Source organism: Streptomyces sp. NPDC021012 (assembly GCF_044333355.1).
Classification (GTDB): domain Bacteria; phylum Actinomycetota; class Actinomycetes; order Streptomycetales; family Streptomycetaceae; genus Streptomyces.
The window spans coordinates 110,069-132,294 of sequence record NZ_JBIRQU010000016.1; the positions used below are offsets into that span (position 1 = coordinate 110,069).

Consider the following 22,226-nt stretch of genomic DNA (forward strand, 5'->3'; position numbering starts at 1 on the left):
TCACCCCTGGGGGTGGTTTCAGCTGCCGGGCAGTTCGAGGTCGCTCTTGTTGAGCTCCTCGATGTTCACGTCCTTGAAGGTCAGCACCCGGACCTGCTTGACGAACCTGGCGGGCCTGTACATGTCCCAGACCCAGGCGTCGGCCATGCTGACCTCGAAGAAGACCTCACCCTGCACCGAGTGCACCTGCATCTCGTAGTCGTTGGTGAGGTAGAAGCGCCGCTCGGTCTCGATCACGTATTTGAACAGCCCGACGACGTCGCGGTACTCCCGGTAGAGCTTCAGCTCCATCTCGGTCTCGTACTTCTCGAGGTCCTCGGCGCTCATGGCATGTTCCCCTTCAGCCGTGCGTCCCCCTATTGTGCGCCAGCCGTACGCGCCCCTAAACGATTTCCGGGGCGAGAACCACCGGTGCACTCGGAGGTCCCTCGTCGAGCAGAGCCTGGAGCAGCTCGGCGAGCCTGGTCGGGTACACCGTCTCATGGGCCGCCGACAGTTCGGCGGAGGTCCACCATCTCAGGCCCGCGAGGCTGCGGGTCTCCAGTTCCGTGAGGGCCCGCGGCCGGGGCGCGGCCTCGGTCTTGCGGGTGCGGGCCAGGTAGTACCACTCGTCCTGGTCCCAGCGGCGCCCGTCGAAGGGGAAGGAGCAGTACCGCTTCCAGAGCACGGGGCCGAGGTCGACCTCGGTGATGCCGGTCTCCTCCGCGAGTTCGCGCAGCGCCGCCTCCGCCCGGGTCTCGTCGCCCTCCAGGCCGCCGCCCGGGGTGAACCACCAGCTCTCGGCCGGGTCGTCGGGCTCGTAGCCGTGCAGGAGCAGGATGCGGTCGTCGGGGTCGAGCAGGACGACCCGCGCCACCTGCCGCGCGACGGGCCCCGCTCCCGCAGCCGTGTCCGTCATGCCCCCACCTTCTCCCGTACGCCCGGCCGGGGCCCCTCGGGCCGGCGGCGGGTCAGGCGGCGCGCCACCGGGCCGTACGCGGAGCCCACGAGGATCAGCGCGGTGCCGGCCGCGATCGCCGTGAGGAGCGCCTTGAACGGTCCCGGTCGCGAGGTGCCGCCCGGGAGGCCGGCGAAGCCCTCGGCGGGCTCCAGGAGGCCCTTGGCGGGCCAGACGACGGCGTCGACCCTGCCGACGACCGTGGAGCGGGGCACGGAGCCCTGTCCGGCGTCCTCCAGGTGCGTACGGGAGTCGAGCGAGACGGTCCGGTCGTCGCCGAGGAGGAAGAGGTTGCCCGCGGGGACGGTCACCGAGAAGTCCTGGCCCGAGGCGACCGTCCGGCCGCCGGTCCCGGGCCGCAGGTAGGACTCGTCGACGGGCTTGCCGTCGACGGTGAGCTTCCCGTCCCGGTCGCAGCAGGCGACGGTGTCGCCGCCGACGGCCACGACCCGCTTGACCATGGGCGAGGCGCCCCAGAGCGGGTCGCTGAAGACGACGACGTCACCGCGCCGCACCTCGTCGCCGTCGATCCGCTCGGCGAGGATCTTGGACCCGACGTCGATGGTCGGGGTCATGGAGTCGGTGGGGACGGTGAACGGCTGGTAGAGCACCGCTCCCCAGGCGAATCCGCCGAGGAAGAGCACACAGCCGACGGCCACGGCCAGCCCCGACAGCACGCTGCCGAGGCGGCCGTGGCCGTCCTTGGTCCGTATGGTTCCGCTCATGTGCGCACCCCGTAGGTCTGTCGGCGGACCGCAGGCCTGTCGACGGTCCGGGACGGCACCCTACCCGCGGGTCGCTACTCGGCGGTATGCCCTGCGGCCCGCCTCTTCCGGCGCCACAGCACCAGCGGGAGCGCTCCGGCGAGACCGGCCGCGCCGAGGGGCGCGGCGCCCAGGGCCTTGTTGAGGGCCGGCTGGTCGAAGACGTCGGGCACGGGGAGCGTGGCCCAGCGGGTGACCGGCCAGGCGATCACGACGGCGCGGCCCACGACCTCGTCGTTGGAGACGGTGCCGCCGCCGGGGAGCTGCTGGTGGAAGCGGGAGTCCAGGGAGTTCTGGCGGTTGTCGCCCATGACCCAGATCCGGTCCTTGGGGACCTTGATCGGACCGAAGGAGTCCTGGCAGGGCACCGCGCCGGGGGCGAGGTACGCGCTCTCGTCGAGCGCCACGCCGTTGAGGACGACCTTGCCGCCCTCCTTGCAGGAGACGGTGTCGCCGCCGACCGCGATGACGCGCTTGATGAGGTCCTTCTCCTCGGCGGAGGGCATGAGGCCGATGAAGCTGAGGAACTTCTGCACGACGTTCGGCTTGGGCGTCTCCTGGCCCTCCAGCCAGCCGCCCGGGTCGTGGAAGACGACGACCTCGCCGCGCTCGGGCTCGGAGCCGAACCAGGGGGTCAGCTTGTCGACGAGGACCCGGTCGCCCTTCTGGAGGGTGTTCATCATCGATTCCGAGGGGATCGAGAACGCCTGCACCAGGAAGGTCTTGATCAGCAGCGCGAGCACCAGCGCGATGCCGACGAGGAGGGGCAGTTCCTTCCAGAAGGAACGCTGCTTCTTCGGGCCCCTGTCGGACCCGCCCGCCGCTTCGTCGCCGTCGTCGCCCGGCACACCGCCGCCCGGCGGCCGCGCCTGCTCGTCACCCGTCACGTCGCCACCCGTCGTGTCATCGCCGAAGGCCCCGTCGGCCCTCTTCTCCGGCTCATCGTGTCCGGATCGTGCGCCGACGGCCAAATCCCCCACATCCACTCCTCAGTCCGTGCGAACGCCTGCCCCGGGTCAGGGACAGGCCCACCACTCCCATAACGAGCAGAAGTTCCGCAGGGGTCGGGAGCCCGGGCAATCCGTTCAGATTCCGCTGGGACACACTATGCGACAGATCGGATGCGGTCCCGGAACTCGCACGTGCGTCCGGTACGGAGGAGAAGGTCTCCCGCTGCTCCAGGGTGCGCCAGTGTCCGAAAGGCCAGGCGATCACCACGGCACGCCCGACGACCTGCTCCTCGGAGACGGTGCCGTGGCCCTCCTCGTCGAGGTGGAACCGGGAGTCGGCCGAGTCGGAGCGGTGGTCGCCCATGACGAAGATGCGGCCCTCGGGGACCTTCACCTCGAAGGGGATCTTGGACGGCGGGTTCCCGGGGTGCAGGTACGGCTCGTCCAGCGGCACGCCGTTGACGGTGATCCGCCCGTCCTCGCCGCAGCAGCGGACGGTGTCCCCGCCGACGGCGATCACCCGCTTGATGAGGTCCCGGTCGTCGGCCGAGGGCAGCAGCCCGATGAAGGTCAGGGCCTGCTTGGCCTGCTTGATCCCGATCGGGTCCTCGGCGGGCGGGGTGGCCTCCTGCTGGAGCCAGCCGCCGGGGTCCTTGAAGACGACGACGTCGCCGCGCTGCGGGCGGGAGCCGAACCAGGGCGTGAGCTTGTCGACGAGGACCCGGTCGGAGATCCGGATCGTCTGCTCCATCGAGCCGGAGGGGATGACGAACGCCTGGACCAGGAAGGTCTTCAGGACGAGCGCGATGAACACGGCCACGATGACCAGGATCGGGATCTCCCGGACCGCGGAGCGCTGCCGGCGCCGCTTGACCTTGCGGGCCAGCCTGCGGCGCTCCGCGCGCCCCGGGAGGGCGGCGGAGCCGTCGGCGGCCCCGGCGGAGGATCTGCCGCGGCCCCTGCTACCCATGGGCTCCCGCCCCGTGCCCGCCGGCCGGCGGGGCCGGCACGGCGTCGAAGGCCTCGGTGTCGGGCACGGTGGACCAGCGGCCGAAGGGCCAGGCGATCCAGTCGGCGCGGCCGACGACCCTGTCGACGGGGACCATGCCGCCGCCGGGCTCGCCGAGGTGGTCGCGGGAGTCGCTGGACTGGCTGCGGTGGTCTCCCATGACCCAGAGCCTGTCCTGCGGGACGACGATGTCGAAGGGCACGCTGGAGGGCCGGTCGCCGAGCATCACGTACCGCTCCTCGACGGGAACGCCGTTGACGGTGAGCCGGCCGTTCCTGTCGCAGCAGACGACCCGGTCGCCGCCGACGCCGACGACCCGCTTCACGAAGTCGGTCTCGTCGGGCTCGGCGAGCCCGAGGGCGGCCGCCCCGTCGTGCAGGAGCCCGGTGACCGGATTGCCCCGGGGCTGCTCCCGTACGAAGGAGCCGGTGCCGTCGAAGACGACGACGTCGCCCCGGGCCGGCTCGCCGCCGAAACGGTACGCCAGCTTGTTCACGAGGATCCGGTCGCCGACCTGGAGCGTGGGCTCCATGGAACGGCTGGGGATCAGGAACGGCTGGATCACGAAGTGGCTCAGGAGCAGCAGGAAGACCACGCAGGCGCCGCCCACGAGGGCGGTGCGCCGCCAGGACGGGCCGCGGCCGGAATCGTCCGCCACGCGCGCGGAGTCGTCGGAAACGCGCGCGGAGCGCGACCCTTCCTCCGTACCGGACGAATCCGTGTCGGAAGAGGGGTCGCGCTCCGTGGGCTGTGCTTCGGTGTCCATCGCCGGGAAAGCCTATCCGGCCTTCCTGTGCGGGGAATCCGAAGCGGTGAGCGTGCCGGGAGCCGAGGCTCAGCGGTCGCGCTTCTCCTTGATCTTGGCAGCCTTGCCGCGCAGCTCACGCAGGTAGTAGAGCTTGGCGCGACGGACGTCACCGCGGGTCACGAGCTCGATCTTCTCGAAGATCGGGGAGTTCACCGGGAAGGTGCGCTCGACGCCGACGGAGAACGAGACCTTGCGGACCGTGAAGGTCTCGGAGACGCCCGAGCCCTGACGGCGGATGACGACACCCTTGAACTGCTGGATGCGGGAGCGGTTGCCCTCGATGACGCGGACGTGCACGTTGACGGTGTCGCCCGGACGGAAGGCGGGGAGGTCGGAGCGGAGCGAACCCGCGTTGACCTGGTCGAGCAGGGAGGCCATGGAGGTCTCTTTCCTCGCTGATGCCACAGGTCATCAGCGGTACGTTCGAATGATGGGGACGTCGTCCGTTTCCGGTGGCGTCGTTCCCCCTGTGGCAGGGGCGCGCGCCGGACGGACGACAGCGGCCTATTCTTCCACGCCCTCGACCCTGCGCCAAAATCGGCCGCCGGGCTCGGGCGCCCACCCCAGCATGGAGAGGATCTCGCGGTCCTTCTTGTCGAAGGCGGCCGGGTCGCAGCGCTCGATGAGGTCGGGCCGGTTGGCGACCGTACGGCGGAAGGCCTCGTCGCGCCGCCAGCGGGCGATCTTGCCGTGGTGCCCGCTGAGGAGCACCTCGGGGATGCCCCGGCCGCGCCACTCGGGGGGCTTGGTGTAGACGGGGCCCTCCAGGAGGTTGGCCATGGCGCCGGGGGCGAAGGAGTCGTCCCGGTGCGACTCGGCGTTGCCGAGGACGCCGGGCAGCAGCCGGGCGACGGCCTCGGTGATCACCAGGACGGCGGCCTCGCCGCCGGCCAGGACGTAGTCGCCGATGGAGACCTCGTAGACCGGCATCCGGGTGGCGTACTCGTCCATGACGCGGCGGTCGATGCCCTCGTAGCGGGCCGGCGTGAAGATCAGCCAGGGCCGCTCGGAGAGCTCGACGGCGAGCTCCTGGGTGAAGGGGCGGCCGCTGGGGGTCGGGACGACGAGGACCGGTCCGTGCGCGCCCGCCTCGTAGCCGTCGGCGAGCGCCTGGTCGAGCGCGTCGCCCCAGGGCTCGGTCTTCATGACCATGCCGGGGCCGCCGCCGTAGGGGGTGTCGTCGACCGTGTTGTGCCGGTCGTACGTCCAGTCGCGCAGGTGGTGCACGTGGACGTCCAGCTGTCCGCGCGCACGTGCCTTGCCGACCAGGGAGACGTTCAGCGGTTCGAGGTACTCGGGGAAGATCGTGACGACGTCGAGCCTCATGCCGTCGTCTCCTCGCCGGACTCCGCGGGGCCGTCGTCCCGGGCGGAGACGATCTCGGCGCGGTCGTCGATCAGGCCGGGCGGCGGGTCGATCACGGCCCGCTGCTCCTCCAGGTCGATCTCGGTGACGATCTCCCCGACGAAGGGGATCATCAGCTCGGTGCCGTCGGGGCGCTCGACGATGAAGAGGTCCTGCGAGGGCAGGTGGGAGATCTCGGTGATCACGCCGATCTCGGTGCCGTCGGCGAGGACGACGTCGAGGTCGATCAGCTGGTGGTCGTAGTACTCGTCCTCCTCCTCGGGCATCTCCGTGGGGTCGACCTCGGCGATGAGGAGGACGTTGCGCAGGGCCTCGGCGGCGGTGCGGTCGCGGACGCCCTCGAAGCGCAGCAACAGCCTGCCGCTGTGGACGCGGCCGGTCTCGATGGTCAGCGGCCCGGCGGAGGCCGGGTCGGTGAGCAGTACGGCACCGGGGCCGAGCCTGAGCTCGGGCTCGTCCGTCCGCACCTCGACGGTGACCTCGCCCTTGATGCCGTGGGCGCGGCCGACCCGCGCGACTACCAACTGCACTGCTCCACACTCTCCTGTCACACAGCTCGTACGTACGACAACGGGCCGGGGTGGACTTTTCAGCCCTCCCCGGCCCGTGCCGGCACAACTAAGGTGATGCTGCCGACCTGCTCAGCGGACCTGGTCCACGTCGACGAGGTCGACGCGGATCCCCCGGCCGCCGATGGCACCCACGACGGTGCGCAAGGCACGCGCGGTGCGGCCGTTGCGGCCGATCACCTTGCCGAGGTCGTCGGGGTGGACCCGGACCTCCAGCACGCGGCCCCGGCGCAGGTTGCGCGAGGCGACCTGCACCTCGTCGGGGTTGTCGACGATGCCCTTCACGAGGTGCTCGAGAGCCTCCTCGAGCATGATCAGGCCTCGGTCGACTCGGTGGACGCGGCCTCGGCCTCGTCCGCCTTCTTGTCGGCCTTCTTGGCCTTCGGGGTGATGGCCTCACCCTTGTCGTCGCCGCCCTCGAGGGCCTTCGCGAACTCGTCGAACGAGGCGCGCTTGGCTTCCTTGGTGGCGGGGACGAGCAGAGCCTTCTCGGGGGCCGGCAGACCCTTGTGCTTCTGCCAGTCACCGGTGAGCTTCAGGATGGCGAGAACCGGCTCGGTCGGCTGGGCGCCGACGGACAGCCAGTACTGCGCACGCTCGGAGTCGACCTCGATACGCGACGGGTTGTACGTCGGGTGGTAGAGGCCGATCTCCTCGATCGCGCGACCGTCACGACGGGTGCGCGAGTCGGCGACGACGATGCGGTAGTGCGGCTGGCGGATCTTGCCGAGGCGCTTGAGCTTGATCTTGACTGCCACTGGAGTGGTGTCTCCTGGTCTTGACGTGGTTGGGCACTTGAGATGCCACGTGGGGTTGCGGTACTCGGATGCCCGATGGACGCGTCAGCCGGAGGAGAGAGGGGTCCTATGCGACTGTCGAGTACAGCTAGCCATTGTGCCACACGCCGCCGGGTCAGTTGGCGGCGCCCACCGTCTCGGGGATGCGGAAGGGCTTGCCGCAGCCGCCGCAGACGATCGGGGCCTGGGCGAGCACCGAGGGCACCACGCGCACGTTCCGCCCGCAGTCGCAGACGGCCTTGACGCGGACGCCGCCGCCCGAGGAGCCGTGCCGGGCGGCCGGTCCGCGGAAGGAGCGCTTGGTGTCGGCGGCCGTGGCGACCGTGTGCGCCTTGAGGGCGCGCTGGAGCCGCTCGATGGTGGGCCGGTAGCGGCGCCTGGCCTCGGGGTTGAGCGTGACCAGGGAGAAGCCGCTGCTGGCGTGCGGCTCCTCGGGATGGTCGAGGCCCATCTCCTCGGCGATCGCGAGGAATCTGCGGTTGTGGTAGCGGCCGGCGCGGGAGGTGTCGCGGACACCTCGGGCGGCGGCGATGCCGTGGACTGCCTCGTGGAGCAGTCGCTCGAAGGAGAGCTCGGCGCCGCAGGCGGACGAGGACTCTCCGATCAGGGACTCGGGCGCGGCAAGATCGGGCAGCTCGGGGTGGTGCCGCTGAATGTCGGCCCACGCCTGTGCCAGCTCTGCGGCGAGAACAGGGGGTGTCGTGCTCACGTCGCGTACAACGAGCCGAAGTGCCCCCGGGTTCCATTCCGGGGCATCCCAAATAATTTGCACGTACCCGTCAGTTGCCCTTGATGTGTCCCGACGCGGGCCAGAGCCCGCGATCTGCGGAGAAGTCACGCAGGGGACGTCAAGCCGGTGTGTAGTGGCGCATACGCCCCGGCGCGTGGCCGCGGTGCGCGCGCCCCCGAGGGGGCCGAGCGGCCCGGGGGACTGTTGCGAGGACATTACCGGGTCCGCGCGCAAGGCGGCGCACCGACCCTCCCCCGGGTGAACCCGGGTGAACCAGTCCGGCGCGAGCACTGGACGCGGCCCGGGATGCGCAGTTCCCTGACTACGGGGGGCCGTCGTCCGAGCAAGGATTGGGGCGCTTTTCCATGACACCTACGCTCGTCCCGCACCACCCCGCGCGTGACTGGGCCGAGATCCAGGAACGCATGCTGGTCCCGCTGTACGAGGCGGTGTACGACCGCCTGGGCGTGGGCGCGGGTTCCCGGCTGCTGGGCCTGGGCTGCGGCTCGGGCCTGGCCCTCCTGATGGCGGCGGCACGGGGCGCGCGGGTGGCCGGCGCGGACCGGGACCACGCGCGCGTGGAGCTGGCCAGGGAGCGGCTGCCGGAGGGCGTCACGGTCACCGAGGAGCCGCCGGAGTCCGTCAGGTACGACGTGATCACGGCCTTCCACGCGACGGACGGGATCCTCCCCGAGCTCCGGGCGCTCACCCGTACGGCCCAGCCGGGCGCGGCGGTCGTGCTCGCCGGGTGGGGGCCGCCGGAGCGGTGCGCCACGGAGCCGGTGCTGCGGGTCGCGGCCCGGCTCGCGGACCGCGGCCCGGCGCCGGGGCCCGACCTGGACGCGCTCGTGGCCGGGGCGGGGCTGCGGCCGGCCGGTTCGGGCCGGGTGGCCTGCCCCTTCGGGTACGCGGACGAGGCCAGCGCGGTGCGCGGGCTGCTGTCGACGGGCGTCTTCGACGAGGCCGTCCGGGCGACGGACCCCTCCCAGGTGGAGAAGGAGATCGAGGAGGCCCTCGCCCCGTACGTCCGCCCGGACGGGACGGTGTGGATGCCGAACGTCTTCCGCTACGTCGTCGCCCGGGTGAGGTGACGCTCCCTCAGTCCTCGGGCTCCTTCTTCAGGCGCGGGATGCCGGCCGCGCGGTAGGCCGCGTCCTCCTCCAGGGTCTCGTTGGCGAGGAGGGCCTCGGCCAGGGCGTCCAGCTTGTCGCGGTGCTCGCGGAGCTGCCGTACCGCGCTCTCGTAGCACTCGTCGACGATGCGGCGCATCTCCTCGTCGACGGTGTCGAGGGTCGCGGGGGCGGCCGAGAGCCCGTACGCCTGCTGGGCGTCGCTCGGGATGGCGGTGAGGCGGCCGACGCGCTCGCTCATGCCCCAGCGGCCCGCCATGCCCCGGGCGATGTTGGTGACCTGCTCCAGGTCGCTCTCGGCGCCGGTGGTGATGACGCCGAAGACGACCTGTTCGGCCGCCATCCCGCCGAGGGCGCCGATGATCCGGCCGCGCAGGTAGTCCTCGGTGTAGGCGTACTTGTCGGCGTCGGGGGTCGAGAGGGTGACGCCGAGGGCCCGGCCGCGCGGCACGATGGTGATCTTGCGGACCGGGTCGGCGCCGGGCTGGAGCATCCCGAGCAGGGCGTGCCCGCTCTCGTGGTACGCGGTGCGGCGCCGCTCCTCGAAGGGCATGACCAGGGGCCGTTCGGCGCCGAGCTGGACCTTCTCCAGGGCGTCGGACAGATCGGACTGGGTGACGGCCTTCTGGTCGCGCTTGACCGCGAGGAGGGCGGCCTCGTTGGCGAGGTTGGCGAGTTCGGCGCCGGTCATGCCGGGGGTCGTCCGGGCCACGTGCTCCAGGTCGACGTCCTGGGCGAGCGGGATCTCCCGGGTGTGGATCTTGAGGATGGCCTCGCGGCCGCCCCGGTCGGGCGGGTTGACGTGGACGATCCGGTCGAAGCGGCCCGGCCGGGTGAGGGCCGGGTCGAGGACGTCGGCGCGGTTGGTGGCGGCGAGGACGATGACGCCCTCGGAGCCGGTGAAGCCGTCCATCTCGGTGAGGATCTGGTTGAGGGTCTGCTCGCGCTCGTCGTGCCCGCCCATCCCGGAGCCGCCGCCCCGGGCCCGGCCGATGGTGTCGATCTCGTCGATGAAGATGATCGCGGGGGCGACCTTGCGGGCCTCGGCGAACAGCTCGCGGACCCGGGAGGCGCCGACGCCCACGATCATCTCGATGAACTCGGAGGCGGAGGCCGAGAAGAACGGCACCCCCGCCTCCCCCGCGACGGCCCGGGCCAGCAGGGTCTTGCCGGTGCCGGGAGGGCCCGCGAGGAGCACGCCGCGGGGCATCTTGGCACCCATCTCCCGGTAGGCCTGCGGGTTCTTCAGGAAGTCGACGACGTCGTTCAGCTCGCCCTCGACCTCGTCGATGCCGGCGACGTCCTCGAAGGTGGTGCGCTTGCCGCCCTCCAGCTCGACCGGTTTCGGCGGCTGCTTGCGGCCGAGCATCCCGCCCGCGCCGCCCAGGCCCGCGCTCATCCGGCGGGCGATGAACAGCCACAGCACGACGAGCAGCAGCATCGGCGCCAGCGAGATCAGGAGGTTGGCGAGGAAGCTGCGCTCCTGGACGACGGGCTGGGCGGTGACGGTGACGTTCTGCTTGGTCAGCTGCGCCCACAGCTCGTCGTCGGCGAAGGCGGGCCGCTGGGTCCGGAACTTGGTGTAGTCGCCCTTGCCGTCGGGGACGGGCTGCTTGTTCTTCAGCTGCCCCTGGATCGCGTCGCCCTTTGAGTAGATCTTGGTGACGTTCCCTGCGGCGACCTGCTTGTCGAACTCGGTGTACGAGATCGTCGGCCCCTCGCCCTCGTTGAAGAACGACAGCACGATGTTGGCGATCAGGTACACGACGAGCGCGGTGAGGATGAGGCTGCCCCAGCCTCCCGGCATCCTCCTCTTGGGCGACGGGGGCGGCGGTGCCCCTTCCGAGCGCCAGGGCTGGTCGGTCCGCTCGCGCGGGGGTACGGGGTTGGCCACGTGGCTCTCCTCGGGGCGGCAATGGCCCCAGTATCGAAGAGCGGGATCGGTCCGGCATTACGGGCGGCCCGGAGGTGTGAAAAGGGGCCCGGGGCGGTTCCGCACCGCCCCGGGCCCCTCCTCGTACGCGTACGGGCTACGCGTGTCAGCCCATGAACTTCTTGAACTCGTCCGGGAGCTCGAAGTCCTTCGGGGTCTGCCCCGCCGCCGGCAGACCGAAGGCGCCGCCCGCCTGCGCCTGCTCGCGGCGCTCGGCCGCGGCCTGCTCCTCGGCCTTCCGCTTCATCGGGTTGCCGCTCTTGCGCTTGCCCTTGGCCTGCTTGATCTGCTTCTTCTGCCGGCCGGGGCCGCCGCCCATGCCCGGCATGCCCGGCATCCCCGGCAGGCCGCCGCCCTGGGCCATGCGGGACATCATCTTGCGGGCCTCGAAGAACCGCTCGACCAGGCCCTTGACCGCGCTGACCTCGACGCCGGAACCCTTGGCGATACGGGCGCGGCGGGAGCCGTTGATGATGGTCGGGTCCTGGCGCTCGGCCGGGGTCATCGACTTGATGATCGCGGCCGTGCGGTCGACGTCCCGCTCGTCGATGTTGGCGATCTGCTCCTTCATCTGGCCCATGCCGGGGAGCATCCCGAGCAGCTTGGAGATGGAGCCCATCTTGCGGACCTGCTCCATCTGGGCCAGGAAGTCGTCGAGCGTGAAGCCCTCGCCCTTCTTCGAGGCGAGCTTCGAGGCCATCTTGGCGGCCTCTTCCTCGTCGAAGGTCTGCTGCGCCTTCTCGATGAGGGAGAGCATGTCGCCCATGCCGAGGATGCGGGACGCCATGCGGTCCGGGTGGAACGCGTCGAAGTCGTCCAGCTTCTCGCCGTTGGAGGCGAACATGATCTGCTTGCCGGTGACGTGCGCGATGGAGAGCGCGGCACCACCGCGGGCGTCGCCGTCGAGCTTGGAGAGCACGACGCCGTCGAAGCCGACGCCGTCGCGGAAGGCCTCGGCGGTGTTGACCGCGTCCTGACCGATCATGGCGTCGACGACGAAGAGGACCTCGTCGGGGCTGACGGCGTCGCGGATGTCCGCGGCCTGCTGCATCAGCTCCTGGTCGATGCCGAGGCGGCCGGCGGTGTCGACGATGACGACGTCGTACAGCTTGGTCCGCGCGTACTCGATCGAGTCCTTGGCGACCTGGACCGGGTCGCCGACGCCGTTGCCCGGCTGCGGGCCGTAGAAGGCGACGCCCGCGCGGTCGGCGACGACGGAGAGCTGGTTGACGGCGTTGGGGCGCTGGAGGTCGCAGGCGACGAGCAGCGGGGAGTGGCCCTGGGCCTTCAGCCAGACGCCCAGCTTTCCGGCGAGGGTGGTCTTACCGGCACCCTGGAGACCGGCGAGCATGATCACGGTCGGCACAGTCTTGGCGAACCGCAGCCGGCGGGTCTCGCCGCCGAGGATGGCGATCAGCTCGTCATTGACGATCTTGATGACCTGCTGCGAGGGGTTCAGGGCCTTGGAGACCTCGGCGCCGAGCGCCCTCTCCTTGACGTTCTTGATGAACGCGCGGACGACCGGCAGGGCGACATCGGCCTCGAGGAGGGCGATACGGATTTCCCGGGCCGCACTGTCGATGTCCTGCTCGGAGAGGCGGCCTTTGCCCCGGAGGGACTTGAAAGTCGCGCTGAGGCGGTCGGAAAGCGTATCGAACACGGTGGTCGCGATCCTCGGGTCGGGGCGGATGGTCGCCACCCAGGGTATCCGGCTCCGGGACACGCCCGCCCTTGCCGGTCGAATTGGACCGGCGGGGCTCACCTCAGCGCCTCCTCCAGCGCCCGGGCCAGGTCGATCGCCTCCTCGTCGGGGAGGAGGGAGCCGTCCGGACGGGTCACGTACAGGGTGTCGACCGCGTTGGCGCCCAGCGTGGAGACGTGGGCGCTGCGGACCCGTACCGCCGCGCCCTCCAGGGCGCGGCCGATCCGGTGCAGCAGGCCCGGGGCGTCCTGGGCGCGGACCTCGATGACGGTGGCGAGGCGGGAGTCGGCGGCGGCGACGGTGACGCGGGGCGGCGGGGCGGCCAGACCCCGGCGGCGCGGGTAGGCCGCCTCGCGCTCGGCGAGGCGGGCGGGGATGTCGAGGGAGCCGTCCAGGGCGCGGACGAGGTCGGCGCGGAGCCGGGCGGCCTCGGGCAGGGAGCCGTACTCGGCGGCGACGCGCCAGTCGAGGACGAGCACGGAGTCGGAGCCCAGGCCGCTGGGGAGTGCGACGGCGCGGAGGTCGGCGGCGCGGACGGTGAGCCGGTGGAGGGCGAGGACGCCGGCGACGGCGGGGAGGACGCCGGGCTGCTCGGGCAGGGCGATGAGGAGCTCGACGCCGACGGGCTCGGGTTCCTCGGGCTCGGCGGCGACCGGTTCGGTGCGCAGGGCCAGGACGGGTTCGCCGGTGCGCAGGGCCTCGATCGCGAGCCGTTCCTGTTCGGCGCTGGGCGCGGCGGCCTCGGGATCGGGCAGGGGGGCGCCCGCGAGGACGCCGGCGACCCGTTTGACCAGGTCGGCGACGAGTGAGGCGCGCCAGGAGGACCAGGCGGCGGGGCCGGTGGCGAGGGCGTCGGCCTCGGTGAGGGCGTGCAGGAGCTCCAGGGTGCCGAGGGTGCCGACGGCGGTGGCGACGGACTGGACGGTGGCGGGGTCGTCGAGGTCGCGCCGGGTGGCGGTCTCGACGAGGAGCAGGTGGTGGCGGACGACGGTGGCGATGACGGCGGTGTCGGTGCGGTCGAAGCCGATGCGGGCGGCGAGGTCGCGGGCGATGGTCTCGCCGACGACGGAGTGGTCGCCGGGCCAGCCCTTGCCGATGTCGTGGAGGAGGGCGGCGACGAGGAGGAGGTCGGGGCGGCCGACGCGGCGGGTGAGCGAGGAGGCCCGTACGGCGGTCTCGACGAGGTGCCGGTCGACGGTCCAGGTGTGGACGGGGTTGCGCTGGGGCCGGCAGCGGACGCGCTCCCAGTCGGGGAGGAGGAGCGTGATGAGCCCTTCGGCCTCCAGGGCCTCCCAGACGGGGACGGTTGCCTCGCCCGCGCCGAGGAGGGTGACGAGTTCCTCGCGGGCCTCGGCGGGCCAGGGCGCCGGCAGGGGCTTGGCGGCGGCCGCGAGGCGGCGTACGGCGTGCGGGGAGATCGGCAGGGCGGACTGGGCGGCCGCGGCGGCGGCCCGCAGGGGCAGGACGGGGTCGCGTTCGGGCCGGGCGCTGAGGGCGAGGACGGCCTCGCCGTCCATCTCGACGACGCCCTCGGCGAGCGGGGTCCGTTCGACGGGGGGTTTCGCGCCGCCGTTGCGGCTCAGGAGACCGCGGAGCCGGGCCGGGCGGGCGGAGCGGGCCTTGAGGACGCGGTTGACCTCGCGCCAGGTGACGTCGGTGGCGTACGAGATGGTCCGGGCGGCCTCGTACACCTCGCGGAGCAGGGTGTCGGCGTCGAGGAGGCCGAGTTCGGCGGCGACGGCGTCCTGTTCCTGGAGGGCGAGCCGGTCGGTGGCGCGGCCGGTGGCGAGGTGGAGGGCGTCGCGGGCGTCGAGGAGGCGGCGGCGGGCGGTGTCGAGGCCCTCGCGGGGGGCGTCGGCGAGCCAGGAGGCGGCGACGGCGCGCAGCACCTGGGCGTCGCGGAGGCCGCCCCTGGCCTCCTTGAGGTCGGGTTCGAGGAGGTACTGCAGCTCCCCCGCGCGTTCGGCGCGTTCCCGGCAGAGCGCGTCGAGTTCGGGGAGCCGCCGGGGGGCCTGGTTGCGCCAGTCGGCGAGGACGGTGGTGCGCAGGGCGGCGACGAGTCCGGCGTCTCCGGCGAGCGGCCGTGCGTCGAGGAGGCCGAGGTGGGCCTTGAGGTCGTCGGCGGCGGTGGCGCGGGCCTCGGCGGGGGTGCGGACGGAGTGGTCGAGGGCGAGGCCGAGGTCCCAGACGGGGTACCAGATCCGGTCGGCGAGGGCGGCGACGGCGGCCTTGTCGGCGGTGCCGTCGTGCAGCAGGAGGAGGTCGAGGTCGCTGCGCGGGGAGAGTTCGGCGCGCCCGTAGCCGCCGACGGCGACGAGGGCGGTCCCGCGGGGCGGTGCGGCGGCGGCGAAGAGGCCGGCCAGCCAGTCGTCGGTGAGCCGGGCGAGGGCGGCACGGCGCGGCGGCCCGGGCCGCTCCTTCCCCTGGAGGAGGAGCAGCCGGGCCGCCGCGTAACCGCCGGGTCCCGGTCCTTCGGTCTCTTCGCTGACTTCGATGCTCGTCACCCGGCGGCTCCCATCCGTGCTTACAGTGCGTCCGGTCCGCGCTCGCCGGTGCGGACCCGTACGGCGGTCTCGACCGGCACGCTCCACACCTTGCCGTCTCCGATCTTGCCGGTCCGGGCGGCCTTCACGACGACGTCGATGAGCTGTTCGGCGTCCTCGTCCTCGACGAGGACCTCGATGCGGATCTTGGGGACCAGGTCGACGGTGTACTCGGCGCCCCGGTAGACCTCGGTGTGGCCGCGCTGGCGTCCGTACCCGCTGGCCTCGGTGACGGTGAGGCCGTGGACCCCGAAGGCCTGCAGGGCCTCCTTGATCTCGTCGAGCCGGTGCGGCTTCACGACCGCGGTGATGAGCTTCATGCGTCCACCTTCTTGTTCTCGCTCGGGACGGGCGTGGCGACGGAGGTGCTGCGCCCCGTGACGCCGCCGCCGGCTCCGCTGAAGTCGTACGCGGTCTCGGCGTGCTCGACCTGGTCGATGCCGGAGATCTCGTCGTCCTCGCCGACCCGCATCCCCATCGTCTTGTCGATGATCAGGGCGAGGAGGGCGGAGACGAGCAGGGAGTAGGCGAGGACGGAGAAGACGCCGACGGCCTGCTTGCCGAGCTGCTCCAGGCCGCCGCCGTAGAAGAGGCCCTTGGCCTCGGACTGGACGCCGCCGGTGGCGAAGAGGCCGACGAGGAGGGAGCCGACGACACCGCCGACGAGGTGGACGCCGACGACGTCGAGGGAGTCGTCGTAGCCGAACTTGTACTTGAGGCCGACGGCCATGGCGCACAGCAGACCGGCGATGGCGCCGATGGCGATCGCGCCGAGCGGGGAGCAGGAGCCGCCGGAGGGGGTGATGGCGACGAGGCCGGCGACCGCGCCGGAGGCGGCGCCGAGGGTGGTGAAGGAGCCGTGGCGGAGCTTCTCGTACGCGAGCCAGGCGAGCATGGCGGCGGCGGTGGCGACCTGGGTGTTGACGAACATCACGGCGCCGACGCCGTCGTCGTTGCCGAGCCAGGAGCCGGCGTTGAAGCCGAACCAGCCGAACCAGAGGAGACCGGCGCCGAGCATGACCAGCGGGAGGCTGTGCGGGCGCATCGGGTCCTTCTTGAAGCCGACGCGCTTGCCGATGACGAGGATGACGCCGAGGGCCGCCGCACCGGCGTTGATGTGGACGGCGGTGCCGCCCGCGAAGTCGATGACGCCCATGTCGAAGAGCCAGCCGCCGGTGCCCCAGACCCAGTGGGCGACGGGGAAGTAGACGATCGTGACCCAGAGGGTGATGAAGAGGGCCCAGGCGGTGAACTTGACGCGGTCGGCGAGGGCGCCGCTGATGAGCGCGGGCGTGATGATCGCGAACATCAGCTGGAAGACGGCGAAGACGTACACCGGGATGGTGTAGCCGTCCCAGAGTTCGGTGATGCCGATGCCGCTGAGGCCGAGGTAGTCGGAGGACCAGCCGACGATCGAGCCGATGTCGGTGCCGAAGGCCATGCTGAACCCGAAGAGCACCCACAGGACCGTGACGATGCCCAGGCTGATGAAGCTCATCATCAGCATGTTGAGGGTGGACTTGACGCGGACCATGCCTCCGTAGAAGAAGGCGAGCGCCGGGGTCATCAGCATGACCAGGGCGGAGCAGATGAGCATGAACCCGGTGTTGGCGGCGGACAGCGCGGGGGCGTCTGCGGCCAGGGTCGTGATGGCTGGTGCCATCGGCGTCTCCTCGTCGTCGAATGCGGCCTGTGCGGGGCGGGGCCGGGGAGCGTCCGGCCGCGAGAGGGAGTGGCCGGTTATGGGCCAGAGATTCGCGCAGCGCGGTTTCCGCCGATGCCGCTCGATGTTTCGCAGCGGTGACGAAGGGGTGGGGCGTGTTACGCGACCGTGAACGGCCGTGTCGGTACGGGGAGACGCCCGGGGTCTCCGGGGAGACGTGAACCGGCCGCGCAGGGCGTCCGTGTGACCTTGCGGCGGGGGAGCCGAGTCGGGCTTTACGGGACGTCCGGCGCGGCCGGGGTCGGTGCGGGCCCCGCGGCGGGGCCCGGAGGGGTCAGACGGCTTCGGCCGACTCGGGCAGGAGCTGGGTGAGCCGGTCGGTGAGCTGGACGACCTCGGCGACGTCGCTGTAGTTGCGGGCGGCGTGGTCGACGGTCTTGCGGAGCCGGGTGTTGACCCGTTCGGAGCGGATGCTGCGGGCGACCCCGAGGGCCTTCTCGGCGAGGACGACGGACTGCTCGGGCTCGCGCTTGAGGAGGTGGACGGTGGCCATGCCGATGAGGTTGAGCGCGTACGACCGCTGGTGGTCGGGGTCCTTCTCGAAGAGCTGGACGGCCCGCTCCATGACGGGCTCGGCGAGCGAGGCGTAGGTCGGGGAGCGGCCGGCGACGTAGGCGAGGTCGCGGTAGGAGTGGGAGTTCTCGCCGTTGAGCTCGGCCTCGGAGAAGAAGCCGATCCAGTCGGGCTCGGGCTCGCCGTCGAGGCCGGCGTCGGCGAAGGTGTCCTCGGCCATCCGGACGGCCCGCTTGCACTTGGAGGGCTGCCCCATGTTGGCGTAGGCGCGGGCCTCCATCGCATACAGCATGGCCTGGGTGCGGGCGGTGGCGCAGTCCCGACTGCCGTACTGGGCGAGGTGGATGAGTTCGAGGGCGTCGTCGGGCCGGCCGAGGTGGATCATCTGGCGGCTCATCGAGGAGAGGATGTACGAGCCGAGGGGCTTGTCCCCGGCCTCCTTCGCGGCGTGCAGGGCGAGCACGAAGTACTTCTGGGCGGTGGGCTGGAGGCCCACGTCGTAGCTCATCCAGCCGGCGAGTTCGGCGAGTTCGGCGGCGCAGGTGAAGAGGCGCTTGGCGGTGGCGGCGGGCTGGGACTCCTGGAGGAGGTCGGTGACCTCGTGGAGCTGGCCGACGACGGCCTTGCGGCGCAGTCCGCCGCCGCACTGGGCGTCCCACTTGCGGAACATGGCGGTGGTGGACTCCAGGAGGTCGAGCTCGATCTCGGAGAGCCGGTTGGGGCGGCGGGACTCGACGAGGGACTCGGGGCGCTCGATGTCGGCGGCCGGGGTGGGGACGAGCCAGCGCTGCATCGGTTCGATGAGCGCGGGCCCCGCGGCGAGCTGGAGGGAGGAGCCGAGGAAGCCCCGGCGGGCCAGCATGAGGTCGCTGCGGGAGAACTCGCTGAGCAGGGCGACGGTCTGCGGTCCGGCCCAGGGCAGGTCCACGCCGGAGACGGAGGGCGACTGGTGGGCGGTGCGCAGTCCGAGGTCCTCGATGGCGACGACCGAGCCGAAGCGCTCGGAGAACAGCTCGGAGAGGATCCGCGGGATGGGCTCGCGGGGCTGCTCGCCGTCGAGCCAGCGGCGCACCCGCGAGGTGTCGGTGGAGATGTGGTGCGCGCCCATCTGGCGTGCCCGGCGGTTCACCTGCCGTGCCAGTTCGCCCTTCGACCAGCCGCTGCGCACGAACCACGAGCCCAGCTGCTCGTTCGGGCGCTTGCCGGCAGTCGTACCGTCTGCGCCGTTGCCGCTCACTGGAACGCCCCCATCCACCTGATTACCTGTCGTCCGAACCCCTATCAGAATGCCGCCTCTCGCGGCACCCGTCCGACGTTCGTACTCCTTCGAACTGGAAACCGGGTTGCCTCCGGCATACCCACGCGCGCAAGAGGCCCTCGGGGTTCGAGTACCGAAAGTAATCCTACGATCACCCCTCCACGAGGGGGATTCAAGAAACGCCACCATTCGCCACCCCTTCGAATGAACTCGCCACGCACGGAACGCGATTCACTTGACATGCGACGAACCGGAGTCGGCGGACGGAAGCACGGAGAGGCGCGTGTCGAGGTCCGCACCACCCCTGGCGCGACGGTGCGCCACCATCGACGGCCAGGGCGTCACGAACGGTGACGACGGTGTTCCGGGTCGTAACCACCGGCGCGCTCGACCCGTTGGAGGGGGCATGGGTTTCACGATCGGCGGCATTCGTGAGATGCGGGTCGGCGCACGCCGCCGCGTACGCACCACGGAGTGCACAGCGGTGGCCGAGTACACGGGACTTTGGGGCTGGGACGTCGTCCCCGGCGCGCGGGCCGTCTCCGGCCAGTGCTCCTGCGGGGATCCGGCCTGCGCGGCCCCCGGCGCGCATCCCCTCTCCTTCGCGGAACCGGTCCCGGCGGGCGCCGGACTCGACGAGGCCGTGAAGGCCTGGTCCGAGTACCCGGGCGCGGCCCTGCTGCTGCCGGTCGGCCGGGCCTTCGACGTGATCGAGGTCGCCGAGGCGGCGGGCCGGCGGGCGCTCGTGCGCCTGGAGCGCATGGGGCTGCCGCTCGGCCCGGTGTGCGCGACGCCGACCGGCCGGGCGCGGTTCTTCGTGGCTCCGGGCGCGGCGGCCGAGCTGCCGCAGCTGCTGTACCGGATGGGCTGGGACGACGCCGATCTGGACCTGCACTGTCTGGGCCCCGGTTCCCATGTCACCGCTCCCCCGTCGGACCTGGGCGGGCTCGGGCCGGTGCGCTGGCTGCGGCCCCCGACCCTGGACACGGCGGGCGCGCCGCCGCAGGCCCGGCTGCTGCTCGGCACGCTGGCGTACATCTGCCACCGGACGCACTTCTAGCCCGGCATGCGGAAGGGCCCTCGCCGCAGGTGGCGAGGGCCCTTCCGTGTGCCGTACGAGGCGTCAGTCGCCGATCAGGGCGTCGACGAAGGCGCCCGGCTCGAAGGGCGCCAGGTCGTCCGGGCCCTCGCCGAGGCCGACCAGCTTGACCGGGACGCCCAGCTCGCGCTGGACGGCGACGACGATGCCGCCCTTGGCGGTGCCGTCGAGCTTGGTCAGCACGATGCCGGTGATGTCGACCACCTCGGCGAAGACGCGGGCCTGGATGAGGCCGTTCTGTCCGGTGGTGGCGTCGAGGACGAGGAGGATCTCGTCGAGCGGGCCGTGCTTCTCGACGACGCGCTTGACCTTGCCGAGCTCGTCCATGAGGCCGGTCTTGGTGTGGAGCCGGCCGGCGGTGTCGATGAGGACGACGTCGGCCTTCTCGGCGATGCCCTCCTTGACCGCGTCGAAGGCGATCGAGGCCGGGTCGCCGCCCTCGGGGCCGCGCACGGTGCGGGCGCCGACGCGCTCGCCCCAGGTCTGGAGCTGGTCGGCGGCGGCGGCACGGAAGGTGTCGGCGGCGCCGAGGACGACGGACTTGCCGTCGGCGACGAGGACGCGGGCCAGCTTGCCGGTGGTGGTGGTCTTGCCGGTGCCGTTGACGCCCACGACCATGACCACGCCCGGGGTGTCCTCGGGGCTCTCGGTCTTCACCGAGCGGTCGAAGTCGCCGAGGAGGGCGACGAGCTCCTCGCGGAGCAGCCCGCGCAGCTCGTCGGGGGTGCGGGTGCCGAGCACCTTGACGCGCTCGCGCAGCCGGTCGACGAGCTCCTGGGTGGGGGCGACGCCGACGTCGGCCGTGAGGAGGGTCTCCTCGATCTCCTCCCAGGTGTCCTCGTCGAGGTGCTCGCGGGACAGGAGCGTGAGCAGCCCCTTGCCCAGCGAGTTCTGGGAGCGGGCGAGCCGGGCCCGGAGCCGTACGAGACGGCCGGCGGTGGGCTCGGGGACCTCGATCTCGGGAGCGGCGGGAGCCTCGGGCTCCTCGACGACGGGCTCCTCGGCCGTGACCGGGGCCCCGGGGGCCGCCTCGGTGGGGAGCTCGACCTCCTCGACCGTGCGGCGCGGTTCTTCCCGCAGCGTCTCCGCCTCGTCGCCGACGTGCGGCTCGGCGGGCGGAGCGGTGATGGTCGGCGTGGTGGACGGCGGCTCGGCCGGCGGCAGCTGCTTCTTCTTGCGACCGCTGATCACGAGCCCGCTCGTCACGGCGACCGCGACGACCAGAGCGATGACTACAGCAAGGATGAGTTCCATAACCCCACCAGTATGGCGCGACCGCCCGCCCGTCCCGGTAGGGAGACGGCGTGTGCGAGACCGTTTTCATCTGATGGCACGTCAGATAATCTCCCCCTTCCGTGCACCCGCGAAGGGGGACCTTCCCATGCCGTTCAGCGTCGTACGGTTCAACCTCGTCGATCCCCGCGCGACCCCGGAGTCCCTCTCGGAGCGCTACCGGGCCGCGCTCGCCATGGCCGCGTACGCCGACGGGCACGGGGTCGACACCGTGCAGACCGAGGAGCACCACGGCGTCGGGAACAACTGGCTGCCCTCCCCCTTCACCTTCGCGGGCGCGGTCTTCGGGGCGACGAAGCGGATCGCCGTGACCGTCTCGGCGATCATCGGGCCGCTGCACGATCCGCTGCGGCTCGCGGAGGACATCGCGGTCCTGGACCTGCTGAGCGGGGGCCGGCTCGTGACGGTGGCCGGGATCGGCTACCGGCCGGAGGAGTACGAGGAGCGCGGTGTCGACTGGGGGCGGCGCGGCAAGCTCCAGGACCTGCTCCTGGAGACCCTGCTCACGGCCTGGACCGGGGAGCCGTTCACGTATCGGGGCCGTACGGTACGGGTCACCCCGCGGCCGTTCACCCGGCCGCATCCGCTGCTCCTGGTCGGGGGTTCCTCGCGGGCGGCGGCGCGGCGGGCGGCCCGGCTCGGGCTGCCGTTCTTCCCGAGCGCGCACCTGCCGGAGCTCGACGCGTACTACCGGGAGAAGTGCGCCGAGTACGGCACGGAGGGCTGGACGATGATGCCGGCCGAGGAGACCCCGCTGCTGCACCTGTCGGAGGACCCGGACCGGACCTGGGCGGAGCACGGGGAGCACTTCCTGCACGAGGCGCGGACGTACGCCTCCTGGCAGTCGAAGGACATCCGCTCGGCGGTGCGGTCGGCGGCGACGACGGTGGCGGAGCTGCGGGCGGAGGGGGTGTACCGGGTCGTGACGCCGCAGGAGTGCCTGGCGCTCGGTCTGGAGAGCCTCGTCCTGCATCCGCTGTGCGGCGGGATGCCGGTCGAGGAGGGGTGGCGGAGTCTGCGGCTGTACTGCGAGAACGTGCTGCCCCGGCTCAAGGCGTAGCGCCTCGGGCCGGGGCAGTCCGTGGGTGAGGAGAGGGGCAGCG

The 22,226-nt window shown here is 71.9% G+C and carries 22 protein-coding genes; 3 read left to right on the plus strand and 19 right to left on the minus strand.

The genetic code is table 11. From position 1 onward, the window contains the following. Positions 1–18 precede the first annotated feature (18 nt). From ACH4TP_RS34915 to ACH4TP_RS34970, 12 genes are all read right to left on the minus strand, one after another. A complete protein-coding gene (locus tag ACH4TP_RS34915) occupies positions 19–327 on the minus strand; it encodes a DUF2469 domain-containing protein (RefSeq protein WP_005311352.1) in 309 nt (102 codons plus the stop codon). Positions 328–382: 55 nt separating this feature from the next. Then, positions 383–898, minus strand: coding sequence for an NUDIX hydrolase (locus tag ACH4TP_RS34920; protein ID WP_389232288.1), 516 nt, complete (start codon positions 896–898; stop codon positions 383–385). Beyond that, on the minus strand, positions 895–1,662 hold the full coding sequence (gene lepB, locus ACH4TP_RS34925; protein ID WP_389232285.1) for a signal peptidase I: 768 nt from the start codon (positions 1,660–1,662) through the stop codon (positions 895–897). Before lepB (ACH4TP_RS34925) ends, ACH4TP_RS34920 begins: the two co-directional genes overlap by 4 nt. A 74-nt stretch (positions 1,663–1,736) precedes the next feature. Then, the gene (gene lepB, locus ACH4TP_RS34930; RefSeq protein ID WP_398189799.1) at positions 1,737–2,672 is read right to left on the minus strand and encodes a signal peptidase I; all 936 of its coding nucleotides are present in this window, start codon (positions 2,670–2,672) and stop codon (positions 1,737–1,739) included. Beyond that, a complete protein-coding gene (gene lepB / locus ACH4TP_RS34935; RefSeq protein WP_389232282.1) occupies positions 2,641–3,621 on the minus strand; it encodes a signal peptidase I in 981 nt (326 codons plus the stop codon). The genes lepB (ACH4TP_RS34930) and lepB (ACH4TP_RS34935) overlap by 32 nt, the downstream gene beginning before the upstream one ends. After that, entirely contained in the window at positions 3,614–4,426 is an 813-nt protein-coding gene (gene lepB / locus ACH4TP_RS34940) for a signal peptidase I (protein ID WP_398440176.1), read from the minus strand. The genes lepB (ACH4TP_RS34935) and lepB (ACH4TP_RS34940) overlap by 8 nt, the downstream gene beginning before the upstream one ends. Positions 4,427–4,495: 69 nt before the next feature. Then, positions 4,496–4,846 carry a 50S ribosomal protein L19 gene (gene rplS / locus ACH4TP_RS34945; RefSeq protein ID WP_015036473.1) on the minus strand — a complete coding sequence of 117 codons (351 nt, stop codon included), beginning with the start codon at positions 4,844–4,846 and terminating at the stop codon, positions 4,496–4,498. 126 nt (positions 4,847–4,972) lie between these two features. Continuing rightward, positions 4,973–5,794 carry a tRNA (guanosine(37)-N1)-methyltransferase TrmD gene (gene trmD, locus ACH4TP_RS34950; RefSeq protein ID WP_389232276.1) on the minus strand — a complete coding sequence of 274 codons (822 nt, stop codon included), beginning with the start codon at positions 5,792–5,794 and terminating at the stop codon, positions 4,973–4,975. After that, the gene (rimM, locus tag ACH4TP_RS34955; RefSeq protein WP_398440177.1) at positions 5,791–6,363 is read right to left on the minus strand and encodes a ribosome maturation factor RimM; all 573 of its coding nucleotides are present in this window, start codon (positions 6,361–6,363) and stop codon (positions 5,791–5,793) included. The genes trmD and rimM overlap by 4 nt, the downstream gene beginning before the upstream one ends. Before the next feature lie 111 nt (positions 6,364–6,474). Beyond that, positions 6,475–6,714: an RNA-binding protein gene (locus ACH4TP_RS34960; protein WP_020868149.1), complete on the minus strand. Its 240-nt coding sequence runs from the start codon at positions 6,712–6,714 to the stop codon at positions 6,475–6,477. Between the two features lie 2 nt (positions 6,715–6,716). Beyond that, the gene (gene rpsP / locus ACH4TP_RS34965; protein WP_030325634.1) at positions 6,717–7,160 is read right to left on the minus strand and encodes a 30S ribosomal protein S16; all 444 of its coding nucleotides are present in this window, start codon (positions 7,158–7,160) and stop codon (positions 6,717–6,719) included. Positions 7,161–7,314: 154 nt separating this feature from the next. Further along, positions 7,315–7,908, minus strand: coding sequence for a hypothetical protein (locus ACH4TP_RS34970; RefSeq protein ID WP_030690647.1), 594 nt, complete (start codon positions 7,906–7,908; stop codon positions 7,315–7,317). 386 nt (positions 7,909–8,294) lie between these two features. Between ACH4TP_RS34970 and ACH4TP_RS34975 the strand changes: the two genes are divergently transcribed. Beyond that, the gene (locus ACH4TP_RS34975; protein WP_398440178.1) at positions 8,295–9,020 is read left to right on the plus strand and encodes a methyltransferase domain-containing protein; all 726 of its coding nucleotides are present in this window, start codon (positions 8,295–8,297) and stop codon (positions 9,018–9,020) included. A 7-nt stretch (positions 9,021–9,027) separates the two neighbouring features. Here ACH4TP_RS34975 and ftsH read toward each other — a convergent pair whose 3' ends face one another. From ftsH to ACH4TP_RS35005, 6 genes are all read right to left on the minus strand, one after another. Then, positions 9,028–10,953 (minus strand): ATP-dependent zinc metalloprotease FtsH, encoded by a 1,926-nt coding sequence (ftsH, locus tag ACH4TP_RS34980; protein ID WP_389232267.1) that lies wholly within the window; start codon positions 10,951–10,953, stop codon positions 9,028–9,030. A gap of 145 nt (positions 10,954–11,098) precedes the next feature. Further along, complete coding sequence (ffh, locus tag ACH4TP_RS34985) at positions 11,099–12,652, minus strand: signal recognition particle protein (RefSeq protein WP_398440179.1); 1,554 nt, start codon at positions 12,650–12,652, stop codon at positions 11,099–11,101. 98 nt (positions 12,653–12,750) lie between these two features. Continuing rightward, entirely contained in the window at positions 12,751–15,198 is a 2,448-nt protein-coding gene (locus ACH4TP_RS34990; protein ID WP_398440180.1) for a [protein-PII] uridylyltransferase, read from the minus strand. Positions 15,199–15,218: 20 nt separating this feature from the next. Beyond that, a complete protein-coding gene (locus ACH4TP_RS34995; RefSeq protein ID WP_015036464.1) occupies positions 15,219–15,557 on the minus strand; it encodes a P-II family nitrogen regulator in 339 nt (112 codons plus the stop codon). Beyond that, entirely contained in the window at positions 15,554–16,900 is a 1,347-nt protein-coding gene (gene amt, locus ACH4TP_RS35000; RefSeq protein WP_389232258.1) for an ammonium transporter, read from the minus strand. The genes ACH4TP_RS34995 and amt overlap by 4 nt, the downstream gene beginning before the upstream one ends. A 334-nt stretch (positions 16,901–17,234) precedes the next feature. Next, positions 17,235–18,710, minus strand: coding sequence for a hypothetical protein (locus tag ACH4TP_RS35005; RefSeq protein WP_389232256.1), 1,476 nt, complete (start codon positions 18,708–18,710; stop codon positions 17,235–17,237). 427 nt (positions 18,711–19,137) lie between these two features. On the opposite strand from ACH4TP_RS35005, the gene ACH4TP_RS35010 reads away from it, so the two are divergent. Further along, positions 19,138–19,791: a bifunctional DNA primase/polymerase gene (locus ACH4TP_RS35010; RefSeq protein ID WP_389232253.1), complete on the plus strand. Its 654-nt coding sequence runs from the start codon at positions 19,138–19,140 to the stop codon at positions 19,789–19,791. Positions 19,792–19,854: 63 nt separating this feature from the next. Here ACH4TP_RS35010 and ftsY read toward each other — a convergent pair whose 3' ends face one another. Continuing rightward, positions 19,855–21,084 carry a signal recognition particle-docking protein FtsY gene (gene ftsY, locus ACH4TP_RS35015; protein ID WP_398440181.1) on the minus strand — a complete coding sequence of 410 codons (1,230 nt, stop codon included), beginning with the start codon at positions 21,082–21,084 and terminating at the stop codon, positions 19,855–19,857. Between the two features lie 127 nt (positions 21,085–21,211). Between ftsY and ACH4TP_RS35020 the strand changes: the two genes are divergently transcribed. Beyond that, positions 21,212–22,183, plus strand: coding sequence for an LLM class flavin-dependent oxidoreductase (locus ACH4TP_RS35020; protein ID WP_389232246.1), 972 nt, complete (start codon positions 21,212–21,214; stop codon positions 22,181–22,183). The last annotated feature ends 43 nt before the right edge of the window (positions 22,184–22,226 follow it).